The organism is Dyadobacter sp. HNCC25DJ185, assembly GCF_056895195.1.
The window spans coordinates 37,420-60,220 of sequence record NZ_JBXHAR010000008.1 but is presented as its reverse complement, the minus strand read 5'-3'; the positions used below and the strand labels follow the sequence as shown (position 1 = coordinate 60,220).

The window sequence follows — 22,801 nt, the reverse complement described above, 5'->3', positions numbered from 1 at the left end:
ACCTTTCGCAGGTTTTGAGAGGTCGAAATTAAATCATTTTGGCAACTGATCGGAGCTTATATACCAACAAGTCGGATTTAGAAATATTATCAGAATGCAGATGATTTGCACCATTTTACTTTTGTCTGATTATCAATTAAATAGGCCTGTTAATGCCTGACCAGCGTTTTTAGTCAAGTAGGACTAACCAGATGAAAATTATAACTTGTCGTCTAATATCCTATTTCCTTAAGTTTAACCTTTATTTATCATGAGAATTAAGACCTTTGAAGAGTATCAGGTTGCCTACAAACAAAGTGTAGATGATCCCGAAGGTTTCTGGGCGGAGGTGGCCCAACAATTTCAATGGCGTAAACCCTGGAAAAAAGCCCTCAGCTGGGATTTTACCGAGGCAAATGTGAAATGGTTTGAAGGTGGTGTCCTTAACATCACGGAAAATGCCCTGGACCGTCATCTGGCAGATAAGGGCGACCAGATAGCTCTTATCTGGGAACCTAATGATCCGGAAGATAAATCAGTTTCTATAACCTACCGTGTTTTGTTCGATCAGGTTTGCCGGTTTGCCAATGTGTTGAAAAAACATGGTGTCAAAAAAGGGGACCGGGTTTGTATATATCTTCCCATGGTGCCCGAGCTGACTGTTGCTGTTCTGGCCTGCGCTCGGATTGGAGCAATTCACTCGGTTGTTTTCGGTGGTTTTTCGGCTAAGTCCATAGCCGACCGGATCAACGATGCCGCTTGCACCATGGTAATCACCTCGGACGGCGCGTTCCGTGGCAATAAGGTGATCCCAATGAAAGCGACGGTTGATGAGGCACTTGTGCAATGCGATACAGTGAAGAATGTAATCGTCATGACCCGCACGCGTACGCCGGTTTCCATGCTCAAAGGAAGGGATTTGTGGTGGGAAGAAGAGGTGAAATTGGTGGATTCAGTCTGCGCGGCCGAGCCGATGGATGCGGAGGATATGCTGTTTATCCTGTACACCTCCGGATCTACCGGAAAACCTAAGGGTGTAGTCCATACCTGCGGTGGCTACATGATCTATGCCGCTTATACTTTTCAGAATGTTTTCCAGTATGAGCCAGGCGAAATTCATTTCTGTACCGCCGATATCGGCTGGATTACCGGGCATAGCTACATCGTGTATGGTCCGCTTTGTTGTGGTGCTACCTCGGTTATTTTCGAGGGGGTCCCCACTTACCCGGATGCAAGCCGTTTCTGGAAAATCGTTGAAAAGCACAAGGTGAACATCCTTTATACCGCTCCTACGGCCATCCGTTCATTGATGAGCTCGGGTCTGGACTATGTGAATGGAAATGATCTTTCTTCGCTGACAAAGCTCGGTTCGGTAGGTGAGCCGATTAATGAGGAGGCATGGCATTGGTATAAAACCAACATTGGTGCAGACCATTGCCCATTGGTAGATACCTGGTGGCAAACAGAAACCGGCGGAATTATGATATCCCCGCTGGCTGGCATTACGCCCGAAAAACCAACTTTTGCCACACTGCCATTACCGGGGATACAGCCGGTTTTGGTCGACGAAAATGGAAAAGAAATCGAAGGAAATGGCGTGAGCGGAAATCTTTGTATCAAATTTCCATGGCCGGGAATCATCAGAACCACTTATGGCGATCACGAGCGCTGCAAGCAAACCTATTTTTCAACTTATCCTGGAATGTATTTTACAGGTGACGGTTGTTTGCGTGACGAAGATGGCTATTACCGCATTACAGGCCGTGTCGATGACGTACTGAATGTTTCGGGCCACAGGATTGGAACTGCGGAAGTCGAGAATGCGATCAATATGCACCTTGGTGTAGTGGAATCTGCAGTAGTCGGTTATCCGCACGATATCAAAGGTCAGGGAATTTATGCTTACGTGATTGCAGAAAAGGAGATAGATGATGCGGATATGTTCAGGAAAGACATTTCGGCAACGGTCTCCCGCATCATCGGGCCAATTGCTAAACCCGATAAGGTGCAATTTGTGACGGGATTGCCAAAGACCCGCTCTGGAAAAATCATGCGACGGATTTTAAGAAAAATATCGGAAGGAGATGTCAGTAATCTAGGTGATACTTCCACGTTACTGGACCCGGCGGTTGTCGACGATATCAAAAAAGGGGCGCTATAGCCTTTGTCAGACATAAAAAAGGTAGCTCTTCAAGGCTACCTTTTTTATGTCTGACAAATTAAGCTTTTAATGATGCCTTATCAGCTGCACAGCCGCATCCTTTTGCGCATCCTCCACTGTTGCGGCTATCAAAAGTCTTCCAGATACGCCGACCGATAAAGCCTCCCGCTATCAGGAAAAGAATAAGTACGATCAATTGCTGTATGTCCATGACCCGGAAAACAAGAGAATGCTACCAATTGTTCCTCGCGGCGAGGCGGAAAGCATGCTGGTAATGATGTTCGCTATGCCATGCGTAGTTAGCGATCACTTCGTCCAGCCTGGTAATCCGGCCCGTCGCCGGATGCGTATAGGTCCTACCCAGGTCGGTTTGGTCCATCGAGCTTAAAAGCAAGACCCAGCGCAAATGAACGTACCGCAGCAATTGCAGGGATAACTCAATTTGTGCCGTTTTCGCGTCCGGTAATTCGGCCCACAACTGTTCTTCATAAGGCTTAATTACGGGATTATCCTCCGTTAGTGCGAGTCGGCAACGCGTGTATGCATTGATATGGCTGTCGGCCACATGATGGATCAATTGTCTGACCGTCCAGCCTCCTGGCCTGTAAGGTGTATTTAGTTTTTCCTCGTCCCAATCAGCAAGAAGGTTGATAAATTTGGACGGCAACGCACTAATAGTCTGAATATTCGACTTGATTTCGGAAGGCGTATAGCTGTCTTGAAAGATAAATCGGCCAATGGGATATTGAAGCTGTTCGAGATCCATTTTTTATAAGGGAATGACTGAATGAGAATAATCAAAGAATTGCTTTTGTCGCGGGCACATTGGTCTTAGAAGTTCTCTTTAATAACACCTACCAGTTCGTCGTGCGCTTTTCCGGCAGTTGCTATGATATCCCCTCCGAAAAGATAATTATCGCCTCCACTGAAATCAGTAACCGTTCCGCCTGCCTCTTTAATCAGTAACACACCGGCTGCCATATCCCAAGAATTCAGATTGTATTCATAAAATCCGTCGAACCTGCCTGCCGCCACGTAAGCAAGATCCACTGCGGCAGCCCCCATTCTACGGATTCCGTGGGTTTTTTGCATCAGCAATTCCAGTATGTACATATACCGTTTTTGTTTTTCAAACTTATAGTAAGGGAAACCTGTCGCAATCAAGCTGTCCTGCAAAAGCGGGACGCCGGATACGTTTATTTTTTTATCGTTTAGCCAGGCGCCGCCTCCCTGCCAACCAAAGAACATTTCATTCAGGCTGGGCTCGTGAATGACGCCCACCAGCAATTCTTTTCCTCTTGCGAGGCCCACACTCACGCAGTAAACCGGGATTCCATGGATAAAATTGGTAGTGCCATCTAACGGATCGATGATCCAGTTCAAAGCAGTCGGGTCCGGTTCTATACCGGTTGTGCCTTCCTCGGTAATAAAGCTGGCTTCTGGCAAAAGTGCGCTTAAACCTGCCACAAGCAACTTTTCAGCTTCTTTATCTACGTAAGAAACCAGGTTATTGAGGTCCTTATATTCAATTTTGTCCCTTGAAAAAAGCGCGGCTTCCTGTTGAATGAAAGAAGAAGCCTGCCTTACAATCTCCGTGGTTTTTCGTGTCAGCAATTCGAGATCCATACTATTTACCCTTCTGAGGAATTTTTGAGAGTGAATTATTGATGTAGTAAACCCTGACGATCAGCGTCAGTAAAATCGGTATCACTACATAATTGTGTTTTAAAACGTTGCCAGTTGCGCAAAGTAAGAGAAATCCATAAAAAATCAACAAAAACTGAAACCAGGAAGGTTTCTTGTGTTCCGAAAAGAAGAAAATCAGGGGCATCCAAAGCGGAAATGCCCAAAGTAGGTCATAATTCCAACGCGTGGTTTCATCGGTCCTGACAGCCCAGAGCAGCGCCAGTATCCAGCCTGCAAGGCCGACGATTGAAAACAGCACCTTGTCTACTGTAAAATTGACAATGCCCTTGTTGGTCTGCCAATAGGTCAATGCGAGGACTAGAATGGCCAGCGTCCAGAAGGTAACCGTTGGAGTGAATATGCCGTTATATGCGACAGGTTCGGCGATGAAGATATCATTTTTGGCAACCACCAGCGGCCTGGTGCCTGAAACCGTTTTGACTTTTGCCTCGGCAAAGGCCGCGGCGAGATTATCAGGCAGAAAAGTAGCCTGTTCGGCGGTAGCAATTTCGTCTGCCTGGGTACCGATAGCGAGGTCCATACCAAAGTCGGCCCAGGGATTTTGTTTAAAAGCGTACTTGTCAATCCATTGCCTGAAGCTCCGTTTTTCTTTGGTATATCCCGTATATATCAGGCTGTCACCCGCAGCTGCCTTTAATGCGTCGGCTAGGCGGGTAGCGCAATTGTCGTAGAAAAAAAGGTATTGATATTCCCGGTTTTGTGGCAGGTAATTGGTTTCCAGGTAATTGTAAATCTTTTGCTTCTGGGATTGAGAGAGATTCAGGACTTGCTCGGAAATAGAACGGTTTTCCGACCTGTAAAAGGCTATGTGAGGTGCCATAGGCGCTACCGAGATCGTGTAGGGCAGCGTCCCGCGCAGGAATTTGATATAGAAATTTCCTTCTTCAAATTTAAAGGTGCCATAACTGTATGCGCCGTCGATCCCGGCAGCCGGATCATATACCCAGAGCGCACTGTGCCCGAAACCGGAATACAAATCTTCGCCGGGCCCAAAGGTAATCAGGCTCACTTTTGCCTGCGGGCTTAATGTCGCAAACTGTGCAAACAGGGGCAGGCCGGCACCGAACAGAAGGAAAAGAACAATGGTAAAGCGCTTAAAAAATAGCTGATAGTTCGGGTTCATATTATTCAGGATCTTCGACCTCATATTTGTCTGATTTCTTTCTTTCCTCTGCTTTCCCAGCCAAGACAATTACAATTTCGCCTTTGACGGTTTTGTCGGAGAAATACGCAATTACTTCTTGCAAAGTACCTCTCACATTTTCTTCGAAAATCTTGCTTAACTCCCTGGAAACACTCACCTGCCGATCGGCCCCGAAAAATTCGGCAAACTGCTGCAATGCTTTCACGAGCCGGTGGGGCGATTCGTAAAAGATCATCGTCCTTTCCTCGGGTGTGAGGTTTTGTAATCTCGTTTGTCGTCCTTTTTTATGAGGTAAAAAACCTTCGAAAGTGAAGCGGTCGCTGGGAAGTCCTGAGTTGACCAGTGCTGGGACAAATGCGGTAGGGCCAGGGAGGCATTCTACATCGACGCCCCGTTTGATGCATTCCCTGACCAGCAGAAATCCTGGGTCCGATACAGCAGGAGTGCCGGCATCTGATACGAGCGCCATGGATTCACCTTTTAAAATTCGGTCCACAACTCTGGATACAGTCTGATGCTCGTTGTGAATGTGGTAACTGTGCATGGGTTTGGAAATGCCCAGGTGTTTCAGCAAGGAACCCGACGTGCGGGTATCTTCGGCCAAAACCACGTCCACACTTTTCAGTACATTGATTGCGCGCAGCGTGATATCTTCCAGATTGCCGATGGGGGTGGGTACTATATAAAGTTTCATTTAACGTTGGGCAAGCATGGATGGGAAAGCCTGCCCGAAATTATTTCTTTTTTTCAAAGATAGCATCAATTGCGGCGGCCAGCTTCTTGTCTTTTTCCGTCACGATATCTCCTGCATCATGGGTATTTAATTCAAAACTGACTTTATTATAGACATTGGTCCAAAATGGGTGATGATCCATTTTATCTACTGTTTTGGCAACTTCGGTCATGAAAGCAAAAGCTTCTTTGAAGTCCTTAAAAGTGAAGCTGCGTTTTAGTTTATTCTCTTCCTCTTTCCACATCGTTTCAGTCGTTTGTCATATTGTTACATCTTTTTCATACGGTATTCGATAAACTTGTCAGTTCCTTTTCCGTTAAGGCAGGTAACGGTTTCAATGAGGTACAAGGCCGTTCCTTTAAAATTCCCGCTGCCCTTCATAGAAATTCTTCCGCAGTCGTCTTCACCCGTTCCACGATCATAAGTAAAATTCATGCCATTCATTTCCAGGTTTTTGAAATGGTTGAAAGGAGTTATTTCTTCCAGGTTCAGGTTTTTGTCGGAAACCCAATCAACTTTCACCGTCACGGCAAGCGAATCTTTGGTCGATTTGTTAAAAAACTTAAACCCGTTGTAAGTACCGGAAAGCTCTTTGATCGGATCTGCCGCCTCCTCTGCCGGCGGGGTATTTTCACTATCTTTCTTACAACCGATTAAAAGCAGAAATGCAAGGGAGGGAAGGATAAATGGCTTTATCATGGGGGGATGGGTTCAGATTTTGATGAACGAATATACGGATTTATACTTGTTTTTAATTCACGGGATGGAACGCCAAATCGGTTTTGGGCAGTATATTTGAACTTTGTTTTGGTAGATTTCCTTACCTTTTTATGAAAGTTGAATTAGTCCGGGTCAACGATGCTTTTCATTTTGAAGGCACTGGCTCATCCGAAATTAAAGTACATACCGACGGCTCTCCTGAGATAGGCGGTTCCAACCTTGGTGTAAGGCCCATGGAGTTATTGCTCATGGGACTTGCGAGCTGCAGCGCAATTGATGTAGTGCTCATTCTGAAAAAACAGCGTCAGGATATCACCGATTTTCGCATTTCGGTTGATGGTGATCGCGAACAGGAGGAAGGTACCCAACGCAAGCCTTTCCGGAAAATCCATTTGATTTTCAAATTTGCCGGTAATCAGCTCGACGAAAATAAAATCAACCGGGCAATTGGCCTGTCCATGGAAAAATATTGTTCTGCGACTGCCCAGATGGAAGCATTGGCAGAAATCACTTATAGTGTTGAAATTGCGAGCGTTTAGTCGGGAAGTTTTTCAGAATTCAATATAGTCCATGCAACAATATCAGGATTTACTGCGCCACATTCTTCGTAGCGGGGTTCGTAAGACAGATCGGACCGGAACGGGCACCATCAGCGTTTTTGGTTACCAGATGCGCTTTAACCTGAAAGAAGGTTTTCCGTTGGTTACCACCAAGAAGGTGCATACCAAATCCATTATCTACGAATTGCTCTGGTTTTTGCGGGGAGATACCAATATCAAGTACCTGAAAGACCATAACGTTTCCATCTGGGACGAATGGGCGGATGAAAATGGAGATCTTGGTCCCGTATATGGAAAACAGTGGAGAAGCTGGGAAGGGGCAAACGGAAGATCGGTGGACCAGTTACAGGAAGTTTTGAAGCAGTTGAAAAGCTCCCCGGACTCGCGTCGTATCATGGTTACTGCCTGGAATCCAGCCGAACTGACCGAAATGAAATTGCAGCCTTGCCATGCGTTGTTCCAGTTTTACGTTGCGCCTCCAGATGTGGATGCCGGAGAAACAAGGGGCAAGCTTTCCTGCCAGCTTTACCAGCGCAGTGCAGATGTATTTCTGGGTGTGCCTTTCAACATTGCCAGCTATGCATTGCTGACCATGATGATCGCCCGGGAATGTGACCTCGATCTGGGTGAATTTATCTGGACGGGTGGGGATACCCATATTTATCTTAATCACCTGGATCAGGTAGAACTGCAACTGAGCCGCGAACCGAGGGCGCTGCCGACAATGGTAATCAATCCGGAGGTGAAAAATGTGCTCGATTTCAAATTCGAGGACTTTGAATTGCAAAATTACCATCCCTGGCCCGGTATTAAGGCCCCGGTAGCGGTTTAAGGGTTCTGAGGAATGAGTATCCAATATATTCTAGAAATCATCGGGACCTTTGCTTTTGCTATTTCCGGCGCACTCGCCGTGAAAGACCAGAAGTACCCCGATTGGTTTGGCGCCAGCTTCACGGCTTTCATTTCGTCTATTGGCGGAGGAACCCTGAGGGATATACTCCTGGATAGTTATCCGCTGGTCTGGGTCAGCGATATCAATATTATCTACGCCATCGTCGCAGGTATTTTCGCCACTTTTATTTTTTATAAATTCCTGTTGAGGCTTAGGAAAACGCTGTTCCTGTTCGATACTTTCGGGATTGCGCTTTTCACGATAGTAGGAACTGAAAAGGCATTGCATTTGGGTGTGAGGCCCGAAATCGCAGTAATTATGGGCGTTTTTACGGCAACGATGGGTGGCGTGATCCGTGATGTAATGACAAACGAAATCCCGATTATTTACAGGAAGGAGGTGTATGCAACTGCATGCTTTGCAGGAGCATGCAGTTATTTATTGCTGGATAGACTTGGTGCCGGTCGTAATATCGCTTTCATCTCGGCTTCCCTCGTCATCATAGTGATCAGGATACTCGCGGTAAAATACGAGTGGAGTGTCCCCCGTTTTTTTCGGTAAACCCAAACCACTATTTCTTTTTCTTCTTGCCTTTTCCGGCTGCTGCTACCGCTGCCTTGGGCGTAACTTTTGGCTGGATTTCTGCAATTGTCTTTTCGATTTGTCCTTTGTAAAAACTGGTAAAGGCCTGGTCTGCCGGCGTGCCAAAGGTTAATGCTTTTTGCGCTACAGGCAATGCCTCATTGTATTTGCCCAGCTTACTCAGGATAGAAGCTTTTAGCCATAAATTATAATATCCTTCTTTCAACCCAATTGCTTTGTCGGCCATGGCGAGTGCCACCTGCAGATCTTTTCCCTTATTGAGCAGATAACCTGCGCCGCTTTCCAATGTCGCCACGTCCTCCGGCTTTTCGGAGATGGCTTTGTTCAGTGCATTCATGGTCAGGATTTCTGTATGTACTGAAATCTGGACCGGTACATTTACTGAGGACCAGGATAGGTTCAGGTAAGCGGTGCTGTCTGTCAAAGGTTCAATTTCTATCTTGAATGCTTCATTGTATTCTGATGAAGTAGGGACGACCAAAGCTTTTGCCAAGTCGTCGGATTCGTTATATGCATCGGTGCCCTGGTCATATTTTTTATTCAGGATTACTGTCCAGGCTGCTCCGGAAGGAATGGAAAGCAATGCGTATTTTCCCGCAGGTACTGTTCTTCCCCCGAAAGAAAACTCTGTGCTTGCTTCGAGGGTCGTCGGCGAATTGGCCCCTGTACGCCAAAGCTGGTTGTAAGGCGCCAGTGCGGAGCTGTCGGCAAATACTTTACGTCCTCGGATCAAGGGCCTTGAATATTTTATTGTGAAATCAGTAACACCAATAGTCTGCATAACAGTCGCTCCCTGGCTCAATGCGGGTGTCCGTTGTGCAACGGAGTGGGTGAGCAGCAAGGTCGCAAGCACGATGGTCAATAGGCACTTTTTCATTTTTTATAAGGTGGTTTATGGCGGCTGTGGTTAAACTTGTGGTGAAATTAGAATGAAAATATCAGATACCCTAGATGAAACGAAACAGTTTGCTTTCGCTGCTTGAAGCCTATCGACCTGAGAAAGGGGAGGAGGAAAAAATGTACTACGATACAATTGAGTTTGTCCGTGAAAATAAAGAGTGTTTTGAACGCTCCCTGCTGAAAGGCCATGTGACGGCATCCGGTTGGGTTGTTTCGGAAGATCTGGAGGCAGTATTACTGATGCATCACCGGAAACTGAACAAATGGTTTCAACCTGGCGGCCATTGCGACGGCGACCCTAACGTGGAGGAAGTAGCCCGGAGAGAAGTTTGGGAGGAAACGGGCATCCAGCACCTGAGCTTGCTAAAAGAGGGAATTTATGATCTTGACGTTCACCTGATCCCAGCCAATAAGGATGTACCTGCCCACTATCACTATGACATCAGGTTTGCTTTTCAAATGGATGGTCACCAGCCTGTTGTGATCAACAGCGAATCCCGCGACGTAAGATGGGTGCCGATTTCGGAAGTCCAAAACTATCACGATTCGGAGTCGATCATGCGGATGGTTCGCAAGACTAGCGTTTTATGAATTTCAAAGTACGTTGCTGATTTTCTACCCGGATATGGATGAGATATAATCCGGATTGGAGATCATGGGTGGGGAGCGTTTGACGGGCGGTCAGACGGGCTTGCGAACTATACCTTGACATACCGTTAACGCCATAGATGTTCAGATCTGCATTTTTCCCAATCAGGGTCTGTGGAATGTCGAGTACGATTTCCGACGTCGCCGGATTCGGGGATAATATGACCGATTTCAGCAGTTGATTTTCCGTACCTAGCGGATAAAACTCATTCTCAATGATTTCCTCTGCTTTGACAGCGCTTGGCACACCATAACCTAAAAGGTTATCGGGAGTAGCCGCATTATGCCCGGATTTTTTTAGGACATAAATAATTTGCTGAGCAGTAAGGTTAGGATGCGCTTGCCAGAGAATAGTGGCCAGGCCTGCGATCAGCGGCGAGGAAAACGAGGTGCCGCTGCCGCTTGAAGCTGTACCGGAAACCGTTCCGACGACTGCGCCGACACCCACTGCCGCAACATCCGGTTTAGCCTGGCCTGCAGCGTTGGGCCCTACCGAACTTAGTGAGGCATAACTTCTGTCGTAGTTGCTTGCACCTACCGTTAATACCGAATCTACGTCCGCGGGGGCCGATATATAGTGCCAGGCCTTATTTCCATCATTTCCGGCTGAATTGGTAACAATGATACCCACACGTGTTGCAAAACGGGCGGCACGGCTGATAATCGTTGTATTGCCGTCCATATCTTCATAGGTATGGTTATAAGCAGCATTGTCGAATTCGCCGTCGAAGGTGGTGTAGCCCAATGACGAATTGATCACGTCTGCGCCCACGCTATCGGCCCTCTCCGCTGCCAGAAGCCAGGTGATTTCTTCATAGGGTGATTCTCCACCGTCGTTTTCTGTATGATAAAGCGCATACGAGGCTTTAAATGCGGCACCGATCATGGTACCAGGCAGCTCGGCAGCCATTGTTGATAATACATTTAGCCCGTGCGAACCATCATTATAAACGTTTCCGTCACGCGCCACGAAGTCATGGATGTCAACGATCCGCTTTTCGTCTCTGAGGTTTTTGAGAAAACCGACTACGTCACCCTGGTTGAATCCGTTATCCAAAACGGCAATCAACATATTTTCGCCATGATAGCCTTTTTTATGGAGTTCTGGCACACCCATGAGCACCAGTTGGGCATTCATATTGCCATAATTGAGATCCTCGGTCGTTTCGAATTTCTCCGTTGTACCTGAAATGCGTTCAATGCCGGCTGACTGGGAAGTAAGGTTGGCGACTGGAAGATCCAGCTCAATTCCTTTATAAAAAGCCAGTTTTTTGATTGAAGCCAGTTGTTCTGCCGAAGCTTCGACCAAAGAACCATTGAACCAGCGGGAGGAATAGATCACTGTCGCGCCGGTTTGTTTTATAGCAGCGACATACGCTGGGTTGACCGGAAAATCTCTGATTAAGATCGGAATATTCTGGCGGGCTCTTCGTGCGATAGCCCGTTCTGAAAGGTATTCAGAGGGCTTTTCAATGGAATAAGGAGAGTTGGCTTTGTCTTTGAATAAGACCAGATATCTTGGATTACTTTGTCCATACGAGTTGTAACCCGCTACGCATATTGTCAGAATGGTGAACAGTAAATTTTTGATCATTGCTTTCCAAAATTTTGAATGGTAGTGATTTCTTTCGAACCCGAGGAAATGATTCCTCTTCCAACGCAATCGGCTGAATAACAATACTGCAAACTAATCCGCTCACGCCTTATCAGACCAACGTTCCGTGCATATATTTCAATATACTTCTTTCTGGACAAAAGTGTTGAGTCGTCTTGAATGATCATCGTCGTCGTCTTTGGAAAAGTAAACGGCCCGGCTTGATAGGGTTTATCAAAATCAGTGACCCGGCATTTTCGTTCTCCGCCCGCATTAAATGCATTGGTATTCCAGAATGAACCCTCGTAAACCGGCAGGCTGAATTTGACAATGGGACGCCCGTTTTCTTGTTCAAAAAACCGATCATTAGTTTGCCACCCGGCTGTCAAGGAATCAATCTGCCAGAAAACCCTGTTTTTTTTGGAAGAATATTCAAAAGGAAATACAACCTGACCATCCGATTTTTGAAACGGGGCCTTGATCAGTTTTCTAATTTGGATCAGCCCTTCCTGATCCGTTTTGTCCATTGTGTAATAGGTCCGTTCTATCACAAAATCTGTATAGGTTCCGGATTCCAGTGGGAAATAGGATTGTTCCGCCTTTTTTTCAGGATTTTCAGCAGCAGAACAGGAAACGACGATGGACAGGAGAATGCATGGAATAAAGTTTTTTGTGTGCATATGTTAGTGTGATGGGCCTCAGGCGACTTTTTCATCTGGAATGTCGCGGCCGCCGAGATGCGGACAATCCAATAATGCTTTAATTCCGGGATAAGGGACTATAGTTTTAAGATATCCGTAATTGTTGGCGAGTGAAATAATGCTGTTATGATCACCCATTGAAATATCTACGTCGTTCATACCAAATTGGCAAGGATGTTCGTAACCTGCTGCGTGCGTGATCTCGATGATCTCTTTTGCAAGGGTAGTCATGTAATTGTTGAAACGCTGGCTTTTGAGCGCCGGATCTATTCCGGCTTCCAGCCATTTGTTATTGGTTGTAATTCCGGTCGGACAACGGTTGGTATGGCAAATCTGCGCCTGGATGCAGCCAATAGACATCATGGCTTCCCTGGCAACATTGATCACGTCGGCCCCCATGGAAAAAGCCATCACTGCCTGTGCCGGAAGGCCGAGCTTGCCGGAAGCAATAAACGTGATCTTATCTGTGAGACCCCTTTCCTGGAAGATTTTATAAACCGTACTGAAAGCGAAAACCAGCGGTAGTGAAACATGGTCGGCAAATGAGGGTGGTGCTGCGCCTGTACCTCCTTCTCCGCCGTCGATGGTAATAAAATCCGGGCCTTTTCCGGTTTCAATCATCAGATCTGCCAATTCTTCCCACATATCTGTTTTCCCAACTGCCGATTTGATGCCAATCGGCAAACCCGTCTTTTCGGCCATTTGCTCAATGAAATCGATCATTCCCCGTATGTCTGAAAATGCGCTGTGGTAGGGAGGCGATACGACATCCACACCCATTGGGACTTGTCTTATTTCGGCAATTTCAGCAGTGATTTTGCTTGCAGGCAGTACGCCGCCTTTTCCTGGTTTTGCACCTTGTGACAGTTTGAGCTCGATCATCCTGACAAAGGGATTGTTTTCGGTCATCTTCACAAGCTTTTCCATCACAAAATTTCCTTCGGCATCGCGGACACCAAAGTAGGAGGTACCCATATTGAAAACCACATCGGCGCCATATCTATGGTACGGTGATAACCCTCCCTCACCGGTGTTGTGATAGTTTCCAAACTGAAAAGAACCCTTGTTGAGCGATTCGATCGCACGCGCAGACAGCGAACCGAAGCTCATCGCACTCACATTTACAACTGACCTGGGTCGGTACGGTCGTTTCCTTTTATGATAGGCACCGATTACTTTGACCGAAGGAATGGTATAATGATTGGGATCGTTCCCATTTTTAACATGGTGGCTGTGCGTGGAATCCAGCTTAAATGGCAGCATGGCCGGTTTTACAAACACATAGCCCGGCTCCTGTATATTCTGGTCTGTCCCGAAGCCCTGATAGTTATTTTCCCTTTTGGCAGAAGCATAGATCCACGATCGCTGCCTGCGGTTGAAGGGTAGTTCCTCACGGTTATTGGCGACAATGTATTGCCGTAGTTCCGGACCTATCGTTTCGAGCCAGTAGCGAAAATGCCCAACCAGGGGAAAGTTGTGCTGGATGGTGTGCTTACGTTGTATGATATCACGCAATGCAATGATTATCAATATTAAAATCAGATAAGCCCATATCGGAACCGATGACAAAAAAGCAATAGTGGAGCTCATGAGTCCAGAATATAAATAAGCGGCAATGTTTTAAATTTCTTCCCAGTCAGTGACCTTCGCCAGGTCCTTCCAATAACCTGGGTAAGATTTGACGACCACCCCGGGTTCTTCAATCACCACCGGAAAAACCATTCCTGCAGGCGCAAAGGCCATAGCCATGCGGTGGTCATCGTAAGTGTGGATAGAAGGGGATTTGATTGGACCAGGGTCTTTGATGGGGTGAACTTCGTATAAATGATCCTTTTCTATTTCTTTGAGTTCAGCGCCCAACTTTCTAAGCTCTTGTTGTAGAGCAAAAATCCGGTCAGTTTCTTTAATTTTCAAGCTTTCTATTCCGGTTAGGGAAAGGCGGATACCTTTTACCGCGCAGCAAACTGCAACGGTTTGTGCAAGATCAGGGCAATCGGTAAAGTCCCAGCCAATGGATGCGGCGGGAGGTATTTTGGTCAGAAGTACGCCACGGTCTGTAAAAACACTATCGACACCCAGGTGCTTCATGATCTGCACAATGGCACTGTCGCCTTGCAAAGAGTCTTTTTTCAGGCCCAGCAATTCCACTTCAGCGTCTTCCGCCAATGCAACGATGCTGTACCAGTAACTGGCCCCCGACCAATCAGACTCGATCGCATAGGGTTGTGGCTGGTATTTCATGGGGGGAATGGTCAGCTTTTGAGTTTGCCAGTCCGCCTTGTAATCAATCCCGAAATGCGCCATTTGATTGAGCGTCATTTCAATGTATGGACGAGATCCTACATCACCTTCCAACTGAATCGTGAGTCCGCTTGGCAACTCTGGAGCGATCATCAGCAAAGCCGAAATATATTGACTGCTAATGTCCCCTCGCATGGTAATTTCGTGATTACCTGAATAGGAGAATCCGTTTAGTTTCAGTGGTGGATATCCCTCTTCTTTTTCGTATGTGATGTCTGCCCCGAGAAACCGCAATGCATCCACAAGTATCCCGATTGGGCGTTCGCACATCCTGGCAGTGCCGGTCATGGTTTTGTTCTGATTGGTGACGGCGAAGTATGCCGTCAGAAAGCGCATGGTCGTACCCGCGTCAATCACATCGGCCACCTGATCTGCTGAATTAAGCAGGCGTAGCATCGTTTGGGAGTCGCGGGCTTCGGAAATGTTGGAAAGTTCACATTGGAAGCCAGTAAGGGCATTGATAATCAAAGCCCTATTGCATTCACTTTTAGAAGCAGCTAATTGTATTTCTGCGCGTATCGGTTGTTTGGGGGGATTAACAAGAATGGATTTCACTTCAAAAAATTCAAATGATAACTCAGTAAGTTTCCAGCACCTTCAGTTTATTGCGGTGGTTGATTTTAAGGGACGCGAAAGTCAGCTTGTAGCAAACGAAACCAGCGGCCATCAACGACCCGCCAACGATCAGTGAGGAAGTATCCGTTGTAAATCTCTTATTGTCTACGCCTTTGTTGAAAAAATCCGCGCCGATGTAGATGAGCCCTGCTAGCGGAAGAATGGGGGCCAGCTGCGAAATGAAAGGTATCCGTCTCGAAACCTTCATCAAGCGAACATCTTTCAGCAGAATTTCCTGGTAGTCCATACGACCCACCGCTTCATTAACGATCCCAATACTGAATGATGAGTCTGTAACGCTGGCAATGGTTTCGTCAAAACGGATCGTTTCATTCTGCATCCTGAATTTGATGTTGTCCCCTGGAAAAAAGCGGTACCTGTGAAAGCCTCCGATGGCCGGCGAGGCATCAAGCACCAGGTATTTTTGCCCTGGCGTGGCGATTATCCTGTTTGTATTGCCTTGTTTCAGGAAAAGTTCTTCACTTGAAAGCGCTTTCTTAGCATCATAATGATCCTGTGACCAGGCTGAAAGATTCCCTAAAAGAAGCAAAATGACAATTGGAATTAGTTGTCTCATAATATAAAAAAGAATGTTTCAAATATAGGGAATCATTCTTTGAAACGGGTGAAAGTGTTGCAATGTTGCTCATTTTAGAGCCGATAAATTAATCTGCTTCTTCTGTTTCTTCCTTGGGGACCTTCACCGAAACACCTCCGGAAATCAGCATTTTCATGACATCCGTGGAAGTGGCTTCCAATGGTACAACAAGTTCCGAAGGTACAATAAAAAGTTCTCCCGAAAGAGAGTAAGAAAGCGGCATATAAACGGCTACATGGTCATAAATCTTCAAATGACTCAGGTCTGTTTGAGTGATAAACCCAATCTTTTTGATATTCGTCTCTTTGTACATTGTCACTATCACAGGCTGGTTAAATTTCTTTTTATCCCCGACGAACGCTAGAATAAGGTCTTTAATCGAATAGTAAATCAGGCTTACCAGCGGTATGCGCCGCATGATACTTTCGGTGAGCTTAAAAAACGATTGGGGAACGACAGTAGAGAAAAAAAAGCCGAGCAGGATAATGCTCAGTATAATGATCAGCATGCCAAGGCCCGGAAGGTATACAGTTTGCTGCCCTGAAATCGGCACTTTAATATGAAGCAGACCATCCAGGTATTCAACACCGGTCCAGATAATCAGACCGGTTGCATAGAGTGGGGCAACGAGCACCAGTCCTCGAATGAAATAGCTGATTAACCGTTTGAGGAGAAAGTTTTTAATTTCCATTGCATAAACTGTTGAGCATCGGGCCGCACGCCAGGACGATGGCTTTATAAAGAGGAGAAATATTGGACGATGCCGATTGAATTAGGATATTTGCAACCCTGGTATGGAAAAAATGCTTTTTCATACCTTTCCGGTAAAATTAAAAAGAAGTTCATTCATTTGACGTATATGTATCAGGCCAGTTATTTGAAACATTTTACCGAAGAGGTTTTTCTCGCGATAGGATGTTCTCCCGAAGAGGCCCAACTGGCTTCACAAGTATTGGTCAGCGCTGATCTGCGTGGTGTGGATTCGCATGGAATTGCCCGCCTGGCAGGTTATGTCCGATTATATGATCATGGGAGGCTCAATCCAAAACCCGAAGTGAAGGTAGTTTACGAAACCCCGAGTACAGCCGTAGTGGATGGCGACCGCGGGCTTGGATTGGTAGTAGCACCAAAAGCAATGGAGGTAGCCATGGAGAAAGCGGAGAAAGTGGGTTCGGGCTGGGTATCCGTACGGAATTCCAATCATTTCGGCATTGCGGGCTATCATGCTATGCTAGCTTTGGAAAAGGACATGATCGGCTGGACCATGACCAACGCCGCCCCGCTGGTTACACCGACGTTCTCATTGGATAAATTATTGGGTACCAATCCGATAGCAGTTGCTGTTCCCGCTCAGGAAGAACCCGCATTTGTTGCAGATTTTGCTTCCACGGCTGTTGCTTACGGTAAATTTGAAATTTTGCAACGAAAAGGTTTACCCGCCCCATTGGGTTGGGCCCAGGATGCGGAAGGAAATGCCACGACCGATTCCAATGCCGTAAAAAGCGGCGGCGGATTACTCCCTCTGGGTTCCGACCGCGAACACGGAAGTCACAAGGGATATGGCCTTGGTGCTATTGTGGATATTTTTTCAGGTGTCTTATCCGGTGCTAACTTTGGTCCCTGGGTGCCACCTTTTGCAACGGCGGGATTTATGTCGGCGCAGGAAGGGGTTGGATTGGGGACCGGGCATTTTCTGGGTGCCATGCGTGTGGACGGTTTCCGGCCGGCCGAAGATTTCAAAAAAGATATGGACAAATGGATCAGGGCATTTCGTGGAGCCCGGGCAGTTGAGGGACAAAAGGTGATCATCCCTGGTGACCCGGAGCGAGAAATGGAGGCGGAGAGAAGTATAAACGGAATTTCTTTGCTGGAACCGGTCGTTTTATCCTTATCGGAGTTGGCCGTGCGCTTTAATATCCCGTTTGAAAGCATATATAATGATTGAAATAGCTAAGCCATCGCTAACAGCTAAAAGCCAAAAACTATGTCGCGTAATTTTAAAGTAGGATTGTTTGTTACAGTTGCAATCCTGGTAACCACTTTCTCATTCTACTTCTGGCAGATTTTTAAAACGCCGAACCTTCAGGCCGATAAGCAATCGAGCTTTGTTCTGTTGATCCCCGAGGGTGCTACCTATCAAACAGTGCTGGACTCGCTCAATAGATATGACGTCATTAATGACCATATTTCTTTTCAGTTTTTGGCCAAATTCCTTAAATACACAGAGAAAGTAAAGCCGGGAAGGTATGTGATCAAACCCAATACCAACAACTATGCTGCGATCAAGAAGCTCGTTTCCGGGAATCAGGATGCCGTTAAACTTACTTTTAATAACATCCGGCTTAAAGAAGACTTGATCAAGCGGATCGGAAGCAGGTTTGAATTTGGCGAGGACAATTTCAGAAAGGCATTGAATGATCCGGCAGTTTGCAACAAATACGGCATGGATACATTGACCATCGTCTCCATGTTTCTGCCCAATACTTATGATATTTATTGGACAACCGGTACCGAGAAATTTTTGGACAGGATGCATAGTGAGTATAAAAAGTATTGGACCGCTGAAAAACTTGCAAAAGCAAAGGAAATTGGTCTTACGCCGGTACAAGTTTCTATTCTCGCGTCGATCGTAGAGGAAGAGCAGGCGCGGAAAGTGGATGAGCGGCCACGGGTGGCAGGTCTTTACATCAATCGGCTGAGGGCTCAAATGCCGTTACAGGCGGATCCCACGATCAAATTTGCATTGCAGGATTTCTCTATCAAACGCATTCTGAACGGTCAGTTATTGATTAAGTCTCCATATAATACCTATGTCAACACCGGCCTTCCGCCGGGACCAATCAGAGTAGCGGATTTCAATTCACTTGATGCGGTACTGAATTACGACAAGCACGACTACATTTACATGTGTGCCAAAGCGGACCTTTCTGGATACCATGCCTTTGCTACCAACTATAACGACCATCTCAATAATGCACGGCTATACCAGGCGGAATTGAACAGGCTTAAAATCATGAAATAAGCATGTTTACTTACGAAGTTAAAGGTATCAGGGTACGTTATGCCGATACAGATCAGATGGGTTACGTGTACTATGGAAATTACGCCAGATATTACGAAATAGGTCGTGTCGAGGCGCTGAGGAGCCTGGATTTTCATTATAAGGCAATGGAAGACGAAGGAGTAATGATGCCCGTTTATGAAAGTCATTTTCGCTATCTTAAACCTGCCCGCTACGACGACGAACTTAATATCAGAGTGACAATTAAAGAATTGCCGGGCATCCGCATTTTGTTTTTGTACGAGATCAGGAACCAGCAAAATATTTTATTGAACACCGGCGACACCACCTTGGTGTTTCAGCGGCGGGACAATGGGAAGCTTTGCATGGCGCCTGAAAACCTTTTGAACAAGCTTAGGCTATATTTTGAAATCAAGGAGTAACCAATCAGAAGTTATGCTTGAGAAACTGTTGCGAAACCGCCATGTCAAGCGAGTCACCATCTGGTTGCAGCACACAATGCTGTTAAGAAGTACAGTTTCCCTGTATGATATTCTGATCAATCTGGTTCATGGCAACCGAAAATATGACATCGACCAGCGGGCCTCTGCCGTGGCTTACAGTCTCACACTTGCCTTGTTTCCAGCCATCATATTTTTGTTCACCCTCATTCCATACATTCCTATTGAGCATCTTGATCAGCAGATCATGGAAATGCTTAGGGACAATATTCCCAGGGGAATTTATGAAGATGCTGACCAGACGATTATGGACATCATCAGCAGGCCGCGGAAGGGGGTACTTTCCTTCGGTTTTATTTTTGCGATGATCGCATCCACTAATGGAATGATGTCACTGATGCGTTCGTTTGATATGGTTTATCAGGATAAGGAAACGCGTGGCTTTCTTAAGATCAGAGGTATTGCCATTCTCCTTACGTTGTTGTTGATCGCAGTTCTTTTTCTGTCGGTTATCCTGTTGATCGTCGGTGACGCGGTGATGAATCTGCTGGGGGAGTGGCACTTCTTGAAAGACAATTGGCTTCTGACGTTGTTAAATATCACCCGATATATGGTTAGTTTCTGTTCATTGATGCTAGCCATTTCCATTGTGTACCGCTTTGCACCGTCGCATGGCCGACAAAATAATTTTGTGAATGCCGGCTCTATTATAGCCTCTGTACTGATCTTGGCAGCTACCTACGGGTTTTCATTCTACCTCTCCCGTTTCAGTTCCTATAATAAACTTTATGGGTCCATCGGTACGATGATTGCCTTGATGATCTGGCTTTATCTGCTGGCATTTGTGATCATTTTGGGTTTTGAAATCAATGCGAGCATTGCCGCTGCATCCAAAAGCAAAATCCCCCGCTAGGTCCCGATTTGCCGAATAATAACATTCTTTCCGCTGTGCTTTCATAGTTGCTAATTTTGCGAAACTAAGAGTACAAATTTTCATCAATGAGCGCTGTATACGGGCAGAAAAGCATGGTAGGGTTTTAAATGAAAGGACTGGAAAAACCATTGGTAACGGTGATCCTGACTACCTATAATCAGGAAAAATTTATCGAAGAAGCGCTTACTTCCGTATTCTATCAAACATATCCCTACATTCAGCTGATTGTAATTGATAACGCAAGTACCGATATGACGCTCTCGATCGTCGAAAGTTTTAAGCTCAAATCCCCTGCGTTTCAAGTTATTATTAACACGTTTAACGTTGGATTATGCAGGGCCTTTAATCAGGGATTAGAAATTGCGCAGGGAAAATATGTGATCGACTTATCGGGCGATGATGTGATGATTGCTGATCGGATTGAAAAGCAGGTCGATGCTTTCGAGTCCCTTCCGAATCAGTATGCCGTGGTTTTTTCAAATGCAAGTTATATCGACCATCGCGGCAGGAAACTCAATAACCATTACCGGGTCGATGAAAACGGAAGGGCTGTTGAGAGGGTACCCTCTGGCGATGTTTACAAAAATGTCCTGGAGAAATATTTCATCTGCACGCCCACAATGATGATGCGGAAAGACATGCTCAACGAGCTTGAAGGCTACGATGAAGCGCTTCTGTTTGAGGATTTTGACTTTTGGATCAGGTCAGCGGTGCGTTTTCAATATTTTTATTTAGATGAGATACTAACCCTCAAACGGGTTGTTCCGAGCTCTCTGTCTTCCCTGGTGTACCGAAAAGGCAGCGGTATGCTGGCATCTTATTATGCAGTTTGCAATAAAGCTTATGATCTGAACCGCGATCAGCAGGAGTTTGATCTTTTGGCGGCTCGGATACGTACATTTATCCGAAAATGTTTGTATGCCCAGGAGTTTGAATTAGCAGTTCATTTTCGACGCTTACTGAATTATATCGAGAATCCCGGCTGGCAAACAGAGTTCATTGTTTTACTGTGCAGGCTACATTTGCCTATCAATTTTGCTTACCGGTTTTACATCAAAAACTTAAAAAAAGCGCTTACTCAGGAAGGATTTGGCTTTTGAAGTTGTTAGCCTCAAAAGTTTACATCTCATATGCCTGCTGAATTCATCAAAATTTATCCTCAGAATCCCGATGAAAGACGGATTCGCCAAGTGGTCGATTGTCTAAGGAACGGAGGATTGGTCATTTATCCCACAGACACTGTTTATGGGCTAGGTTGCGATATTTACAATACGCGGGCGGTCGAACGGATTGCGAGGATCAAGGGTGTAAAACCCCAGAAAAATGATTTCTCATTTATTTGCTACGACCTGAGCCACATTGCGGACTTTGCACGAGTGGGCAACGCCGCATTTAAGATTATGAAAAAGGTTTTGCCGGGGCCATATACATTCATCCTCGAAGCCACGAGCAATGTCCCCAAGCTACTTAATACCAATAAAAAGACGGTCGGTATACGTGTCCCCGACAATCTGATCCCCCGGTTGATCGTAAAAGAATTAGGAAATCCGATCGTTACGACTTCGATCAAAGATGACGATGAGATTATTGAGTATTCCACTGATCCTGAGCTGATTTATGAAAAATTTCAACATCAGGTCGATATGGTAGTTGACGGAGGTTATGGCGGTAATATCCCCTCAACAATCGTAAAAGCCGACAATGATTCATTTGAGGTGGTCCGTGAAGGACTTGGAGATGTCGGCATTTTTTTATGAGCCAAAATTGTAATGATTTAAGTTGGTATTGAACATTGCAGACCGGAGAAAATAATTACTATGAATTTTTTGATAATATCACAAGGCTTTACCATATTTGATAGTGCCGGAATTTTTGAGTTCAGATGATCAGTTTAGGGAAGTACGGATAGAGCTACAGTATTTGCCATGTTTAGAGTATTTTACTTGCATACTTCAGTACGACCGGATCTACATTGACATTGAGGAAAGGTATGTGAAGCAGACTTATCGAAACCGGTGCGAGGTGCTCACCACTAATAAGATAGACGTTCTGACCGTTCCTGTAAAAGGATACGATGCTGCAAGCCCCACAAAAGACATTTTAATTGATTACAACCAGGATTGGATAAGACGTCATCTGGGTTGCCTTAAATCGGCTTACGGAAGATCCCCGTTTTACGAATTTTACGCACCCGATTTGATTGGTATCTATCAAAAAAAACTAGCCTATCTGGTTGATTTGAACTATGAATTATTGACATTTTGTCTTAGATTGTTAGGCATAAGAAAGGAGATTACGTACAATTTGTCAGGTGTTGAAATGAGAAATAAGGTGTTAATTGACGATATATCGGTCATTAACAACAGAAAAGCCTTGGATTCTTCCAAATACTACCAGCCGACACCTTATTATCAAACCTTTGGGAATGATTTTGTAAAGAACCTAAGTGTTGTTGATTTACTGTTTAACATGGGGCCGGAAGCAAAAAGTGTTTTGTTAAGATCCTGTAAGTCTCAATGAAGCTATTTTGAACAAACAAGGGTCAAGTA

At 45.7% G+C, this 22,801-nt stretch carries 26 protein-coding genes; 12 read left to right on the top strand and 14 right to left on the bottom strand.

The window, feature by feature from the left end; all coding sequences use genetic code 11:
- Positions 1-250 precede the first annotated feature (250 nt).
- A complete protein-coding gene (gene acs, locus AC1XUF_RS22555; RefSeq protein WP_483344105.1) occupies positions 251-2,140 on the top strand; it encodes an acetate--CoA ligase in 1,890 nt (629 codons plus the stop codon).
- 58 nt (positions 2,141-2,198) lie between these two features.
- Here acs and AC1XUF_RS22550 read toward each other — a convergent pair whose 3' ends face one another.
- The 7 genes from AC1XUF_RS22550 to AC1XUF_RS22520 all read right to left on the bottom strand — a co-directional run bounded on the left by AC1XUF_RS22550 (position 2,199) and on the right by AC1XUF_RS22520 (position 6,423).
- Positions 2,199-2,351, bottom strand: coding sequence for a FeoB-associated Cys-rich membrane protein (locus AC1XUF_RS22550; RefSeq protein WP_483344104.1), 153 nt, complete (start codon positions 2,349-2,351; stop codon positions 2,199-2,201).
- Positions 2,352-2,372: 21 nt separating this feature from the next.
- On the bottom strand, positions 2,373-2,906 hold the full coding sequence (locus AC1XUF_RS22545; protein ID WP_483344103.1) for a YfiT family bacillithiol transferase: 534 nt from the start codon (positions 2,904-2,906) through the stop codon (positions 2,373-2,375).
- A 65-nt stretch (positions 2,907-2,971) separates the two neighbouring features.
- Positions 2,972-3,766, bottom strand: coding sequence for an inositol monophosphatase family protein (locus AC1XUF_RS22540; protein WP_483344102.1), 795 nt, complete (start codon positions 3,764-3,766; stop codon positions 2,972-2,974).
- A 1-nt stretch (position 3,767) separates the two neighbouring features.
- Positions 3,768-4,994 (bottom strand): lipoprotein N-acyltransferase Lnb domain-containing protein, encoded by a 1,227-nt coding sequence (locus tag AC1XUF_RS22535; protein ID WP_483344101.1) that lies wholly within the window; start codon positions 4,992-4,994, stop codon positions 3,768-3,770.
- Positions 4,972-5,685 (bottom strand): 16S rRNA (cytidine(1402)-2'-O)-methyltransferase, encoded by a 714-nt coding sequence (rsmI, locus tag AC1XUF_RS22530; protein ID WP_483344100.1) that lies wholly within the window; start codon positions 5,683-5,685, stop codon positions 4,972-4,974. Before rsmI ends, AC1XUF_RS22535 begins: the two co-directional genes overlap by 23 nt.
- A 40-nt stretch (positions 5,686-5,725) precedes the next feature.
- Positions 5,726-5,968, bottom strand: coding sequence for a 4a-hydroxytetrahydrobiopterin dehydratase (locus AC1XUF_RS22525; protein ID WP_483344099.1), 243 nt, complete (start codon positions 5,966-5,968; stop codon positions 5,726-5,728).
- Between the two features lie 23 nt (positions 5,969-5,991).
- On the bottom strand, positions 5,992-6,423 hold the full coding sequence (locus tag AC1XUF_RS22520; protein WP_483344098.1) for a hypothetical protein: 432 nt from the start codon (positions 6,421-6,423) through the stop codon (positions 5,992-5,994).
- A gap of 131 nt (positions 6,424-6,554) precedes the next feature.
- Between AC1XUF_RS22520 and AC1XUF_RS22515 the strand changes: the two genes are divergently transcribed.
- The 3 genes from AC1XUF_RS22515 to AC1XUF_RS22505 are packed head-to-tail and all read left to right on the top strand — an operon-like array spanning position 6,555 to position 8,457.
- Positions 6,555-6,983: an OsmC family protein gene (locus AC1XUF_RS22515; protein WP_483344097.1), complete on the top strand. Its 429-nt coding sequence runs from the start codon at positions 6,555-6,557 to the stop codon at positions 6,981-6,983.
- A gap of 31 nt (positions 6,984-7,014) precedes the next feature.
- Positions 7,015-7,836, top strand: a complete 822-nt coding sequence (locus AC1XUF_RS22510) for a thymidylate synthase (protein ID WP_483344096.1) — start codon at positions 7,015-7,017, stop codon at positions 7,834-7,836.
- Positions 7,837-7,848: 12 nt separating this feature from the next.
- Complete coding sequence (locus AC1XUF_RS22505) at positions 7,849-8,457, top strand: trimeric intracellular cation channel family protein (protein WP_483344095.1); 609 nt, start codon at positions 7,849-7,851, stop codon at positions 8,455-8,457.
- Positions 8,458-8,467: 10 nt separating this feature from the next.
- On the opposite strand, the gene AC1XUF_RS22500 is transcribed toward AC1XUF_RS22505, so the two are convergent.
- Positions 8,468-9,376, bottom strand: coding sequence for a DUF2911 domain-containing protein (locus tag AC1XUF_RS22500; RefSeq protein ID WP_483344094.1), 909 nt, complete (start codon positions 9,374-9,376; stop codon positions 8,468-8,470).
- Positions 9,377-9,450: 74 nt separating this feature from the next.
- Between AC1XUF_RS22500 and AC1XUF_RS22495 the strand changes: the two genes are divergently transcribed.
- On the top strand, positions 9,451-9,990 hold the full coding sequence (locus AC1XUF_RS22495) for an NUDIX hydrolase (protein WP_483344093.1): 540 nt from the start codon (positions 9,451-9,453) through the stop codon (positions 9,988-9,990).
- On the opposite strand, the gene AC1XUF_RS22490 is transcribed toward AC1XUF_RS22495, so the two are convergent.
- The 6 genes from AC1XUF_RS22490 to AC1XUF_RS22465 all read right to left on the bottom strand — a co-directional run bounded on the left by AC1XUF_RS22490 (position 9,977) and on the right by AC1XUF_RS22465 (position 16,547).
- Positions 9,977-11,641: a S8 family peptidase gene (locus tag AC1XUF_RS22490; RefSeq protein WP_483344092.1), complete on the bottom strand. Its 1,665-nt coding sequence runs from the start codon at positions 11,639-11,641 to the stop codon at positions 9,977-9,979. The genes AC1XUF_RS22495 and AC1XUF_RS22490 overlap by 14 nt on opposite strands.
- The gene (locus tag AC1XUF_RS22485; RefSeq protein ID WP_483344091.1) at positions 11,638-12,321 is read right to left on the bottom strand and encodes a hypothetical protein; all 684 of its coding nucleotides are present in this window, start codon (positions 12,319-12,321) and stop codon (positions 11,638-11,640) included. Before AC1XUF_RS22485 ends, AC1XUF_RS22490 begins: the two co-directional genes overlap by 4 nt.
- Before the next feature lie 18 nt (positions 12,322-12,339).
- The gene (locus AC1XUF_RS22480) at positions 12,340-13,932 is read right to left on the bottom strand and encodes an FMN-binding glutamate synthase family protein (protein WP_483344090.1); all 1,593 of its coding nucleotides are present in this window, start codon (positions 13,930-13,932) and stop codon (positions 12,340-12,342) included.
- Positions 13,933-13,962: 30 nt separating this feature from the next.
- Positions 13,963-15,198 carry a 3-phosphoshikimate 1-carboxyvinyltransferase gene (locus AC1XUF_RS22475; protein WP_483344089.1) on the bottom strand — a complete coding sequence of 412 codons (1,236 nt, stop codon included), beginning with the start codon at positions 15,196-15,198 and terminating at the stop codon, positions 13,963-13,965.
- A gap of 22 nt (positions 15,199-15,220) precedes the next feature.
- Positions 15,221-15,835, bottom strand: coding sequence for a hypothetical protein (locus AC1XUF_RS22470; protein WP_483344088.1), 615 nt, complete (start codon positions 15,833-15,835; stop codon positions 15,221-15,223).
- A gap of 88 nt (positions 15,836-15,923) precedes the next feature.
- Positions 15,924-16,547, bottom strand: coding sequence for a DUF502 domain-containing protein (locus AC1XUF_RS22465; protein WP_483344087.1), 624 nt, complete (start codon positions 16,545-16,547; stop codon positions 15,924-15,926).
- 168 nt (positions 16,548-16,715) lie between these two features.
- Here AC1XUF_RS22465 and AC1XUF_RS22460 point away from each other — a divergent pair, with 168 nt between their 5' ends.
- The 7 genes from AC1XUF_RS22460 to AC1XUF_RS22430 all read left to right on the top strand — a co-directional run bounded on the left by AC1XUF_RS22460 (position 16,716) and on the right by AC1XUF_RS22430 (position 22,772).
- Entirely contained in the window at positions 16,716-17,801 is a 1,086-nt protein-coding gene (locus AC1XUF_RS22460; RefSeq protein WP_483344397.1) for an Ldh family oxidoreductase, read from the top strand.
- A gap of 39 nt (positions 17,802-17,840) precedes the next feature.
- Positions 17,841-18,878 carry an endolytic transglycosylase MltG gene (gene mltG, locus AC1XUF_RS22455; protein WP_483344086.1) on the top strand — a complete coding sequence of 346 codons (1,038 nt, stop codon included), beginning with the start codon at positions 17,841-17,843 and terminating at the stop codon, positions 18,876-18,878.
- Positions 18,879-18,880: 2 nt separating this feature from the next.
- Entirely contained in the window at positions 18,881-19,300 is a 420-nt protein-coding gene (locus AC1XUF_RS22450; protein ID WP_483344085.1) for an acyl-CoA thioesterase, read from the top strand.
- Between the two features lie 13 nt (positions 19,301-19,313).
- Positions 19,314-20,231 (top strand): YihY/virulence factor BrkB family protein, encoded by a 918-nt coding sequence (locus AC1XUF_RS22445; protein WP_483344084.1) that lies wholly within the window; start codon positions 19,314-19,316, stop codon positions 20,229-20,231.
- A gap of 128 nt (positions 20,232-20,359) precedes the next feature.
- Positions 20,360-21,352, top strand: coding sequence for a glycosyltransferase family 2 protein (locus tag AC1XUF_RS22440; protein ID WP_483344083.1), 993 nt, complete (start codon positions 20,360-20,362; stop codon positions 21,350-21,352).
- A 30-nt stretch (positions 21,353-21,382) separates the two neighbouring features.
- Positions 21,383-22,009, top strand: coding sequence for an L-threonylcarbamoyladenylate synthase (locus AC1XUF_RS22435; protein WP_483344082.1), 627 nt, complete (start codon positions 21,383-21,385; stop codon positions 22,007-22,009).
- Positions 22,010-22,112: 103 nt separating this feature from the next.
- Positions 22,113-22,772 carry a WbqC family protein gene (locus AC1XUF_RS22430; RefSeq protein ID WP_483344081.1) on the top strand — a complete coding sequence of 220 codons (660 nt, stop codon included), beginning with the start codon at positions 22,113-22,115 and terminating at the stop codon, positions 22,770-22,772.
- Positions 22,773-22,801: the final 29 nt, after the last annotated feature.